Annotated in this window: 2 protein-coding genes and 1 pseudogene; all 3 read left to right on the top strand. The window is 72.1% G+C overall.

Going from position 1 to position 2,625, the window contains the following annotated elements:
- The first annotated feature begins 407 nt into the window (after positions 1-407).
- The gene (locus ABYE80_RS19600; protein ID WP_372791991.1) at positions 408-1,559 is read left to right on the top strand and encodes a glycosyltransferase family 2 protein; all 1,152 of its coding nucleotides are present in this window, start codon (positions 408-410) and stop codon (positions 1,557-1,559) included.
- A gap of 73 nt (positions 1,560-1,632) precedes the next feature.
- On the top strand, positions 1,633-2,256 hold the full coding sequence (locus ABYE80_RS19595; RefSeq protein ID WP_372791990.1) for a hypothetical protein: 624 nt from the start codon (positions 1,633-1,635) through the stop codon (positions 2,254-2,256).
- A pseudogene (locus tag ABYE80_RS19590) lies at positions 2,253-2,625 on the top strand (hypothetical protein); the annotation flags it as partial. The gene ABYE80_RS19595 and the pseudogene ABYE80_RS19590, both read left to right, overlap by 4 nt.

Genomic DNA, 2,625 nt, shown 5'->3' with positions numbered 1-2,625 from the left:
GTACGTCACCTCGTGTCCGTGTCCGGCGAGCGTCTCGGCGAGGTTGCGCATCCAGCGTTCCGCGCCCCCCACGGTCCAGGGGAAGAGGCAGTCGTAGACCAGGCAGATCCTCATGCGGGCGGGAGGGTCGCAGAATCGGCACGGATCGGTGACGTTCGCCACGTGCTCGTGACGCGCCCCGCGATGGGATCCACCCGAGGGTGGGCGGCCATGACGCGGGGCGATCGGACGATCGGATCCGACGGCGATCGCGGGTCTCCGCGCGACTTTTCGGCGGCCCGCGCGTTACCGAGTATGCGACCCGGGGTAGCTTCCCGGGAGGCGCTGTCCGTCACGGTCTGACACGATCGTCCGATCCCCGTAGCCCCTCTTCTCCCCGTATGAGCCTGACCGAGCAGACGCCATCCGTGACCGGCCCCAGTTCCCCCGTCGAAGAGCTCACCGTCTCGGTGGTCATCCCGTGCCTCAACGAGGAGGAGAACATCGAGGCCTGCGTCACGCAGGCGCTCGAGGCGATGCGGGCCGCCGGGATCCTCGGTGAGGTCGTCGTCGCCGACAACGCCTCCGAGGACCGCAGCGCCGAGCTGGCGACCGCCGCCGGCGCCCGCGTGGTCAGCGAGCCGCGCCGCGGATACGGGTCCGCCTACCTGGCCGGCTTCGCCGCCGCCCGCGGCAAGTACATCGTCATGGGCGACGCGGACCTGACGTACGACTTCAACGAGATCCCCAAGTTCGTCAAGCACCTCGACGACGGGGCGGAGCTCGTGATGGGCGACCGCATGGACAACATCCAGCCCGGCGCGATGCCGTGGCTGCACCGCTACGTCGGGAACCCCGTCCTCAGCGGCATCCTCAACCTCTTCTTCAAGACCGGCATCAGCGACGCCCACTGCGGCATGCGCGCCCTGCGCCGGGACGTCCTGCCGCGCCTGGACCTGCGCACGACCGGCATGGAGTTCGCCTCCGAGATGGTCATCCGCGCCGGCAAGGAGGACCTGCGGATCGCGGAGTTCCCGATCGACTACCACCCGCGCGGCGGCGAGTCGAAGCTGAACACCTGGAGCGACGGCTGGCGTCACCTGCGGTTCCTGCTCGTGCACTCGCCGACGCACCTCTTCATCGCGCCCGGCGCGGTGATGGCGTTCCTCGGCGTGATCGTCTCGCTCGTCTCGCTGCTGCAGATCGACCTCTTCGGCCGCGAGTGGCAGCTGCACACGATGATCGCCGGCTCCCTGCTGACGATCGTGGGCAGCCAGGTCGTGGCGCTGGGTCTCGCGGCGCACGCCTACGGCTCGTACTTCATGGGCGAGAAGGACCCGTGGTTCGACCGCATGCGCGCGCGGTTCCGGCTCGAGCACGGCCTGATGCTCGGCGGCGCGATCGCCCTCGTCGGCCTCATCGTCGCCGGCGTGATCGTCGGGCAGTGGATCGCCGACGGCGCCGGCAAGCTCTCCGAGGAGCGCACCGCCGTCGCCGCCGCGACGCTGATCATCGTCGGCATCCAGGTGTTCTTCTCGTCGTTCCTGCTCAGCATCCTCGGGCTGCGCCGCCGCGACTGACCCTGCGGGCCGCACGGCGTGACGCCGGTCGTCGCGGACGCCTCCCGGTCCCATCACCGATAGCTTCTCGCCCGTGTTGCGTCGCCTGACCGTGTTCGCGTGCCTGCTCGGCCTGGCTGCGACGCTCGTCCACGCGCTCGGGCGGCCCACCAGCCCGATCGTCGCGAGCAACGGCATCCCGCCCGCGATCTTCGCGCCGCAGCCCCTCGGCGAGGGCAAGCAGCTCTGCGAGGCGCTCGGCACATCCGTCGATCGCGCCAGCGCTCTCCAGGTCACGGTGGGCGCGCAGGGTCGCAGCCCGGCGCTGCGGCTCACCGTCGCGGGGGCGCGCGGATCCCGCGTCGTGCGGGACTACCCCGACGGCGTGCTGGCCATCCCGCTGCCCCCGGGCGCCGAGCGCGGCGGTGCGACGGCGTGCATCCGCAACCTGGGTCCGGGACCCGTGCTCTTCGCGGGCGCGTCGACGGCGGAGGACCAGGGGGCGAGCGTGAACGGGGAGCCGACCGGCTTCTCGGTCTCCCTGCGGCTGGTGCGCTTCGACGCCCCGGACTGGTCGAGCGTCGTGGACCGGACCGTGGAGCGCATCGGGTACGGCCGGGGCGGTATCGGCACCGGTGAGAGCGGTTGGCTCGTGATCGCCCTGTTCGGCGGCGCCTTCTCGGTCGCGCTGTGGGGCGCGTGGCGGTGGGCGCGATGACCCGGGTCCGGACGGTCCTGCACCGGGTCGCGGCCGCGAGGCAGCGCGTCGCCGCCCTGCCGGCGGTCGTGCGGCTGGTCTTCGTGGTCGCGCTGCTGAACGGGGCGGGGTGGGCCCTCCTGACGCCGCCCTTCCAGGTCCCGGACGAGACCGCGCACTTCGCCTACGTGCAGTCGATCGGGGAGACCGGGTCACGCCCCGGGGAGGCCGGGCTGCCCGAGTTCAGCACCGAGCAGGCACGGGTGATGGACGCGCTGCGGACGACCGCGATCATCGGACGCGTCCTCGAGAAGCCGCCGCTCAGCGCGGCCGCGGACGCCGCGGCCGACGATGCGATCGAGACGGCCGCCGACGAGGCCCCGCGCGATG

This window comes from Paraconexibacter sp., assembly GCF_041602235.1.
Lineage (GTDB): Bacteria > Actinomycetota > Thermoleophilia > Solirubrobacterales > Solirubrobacteraceae > Paraconexibacter.
The sequence above is the reverse complement of the archived record's forward strand: the minus strand, read 5'-3'. Positions and strand labels throughout refer to the sequence as shown.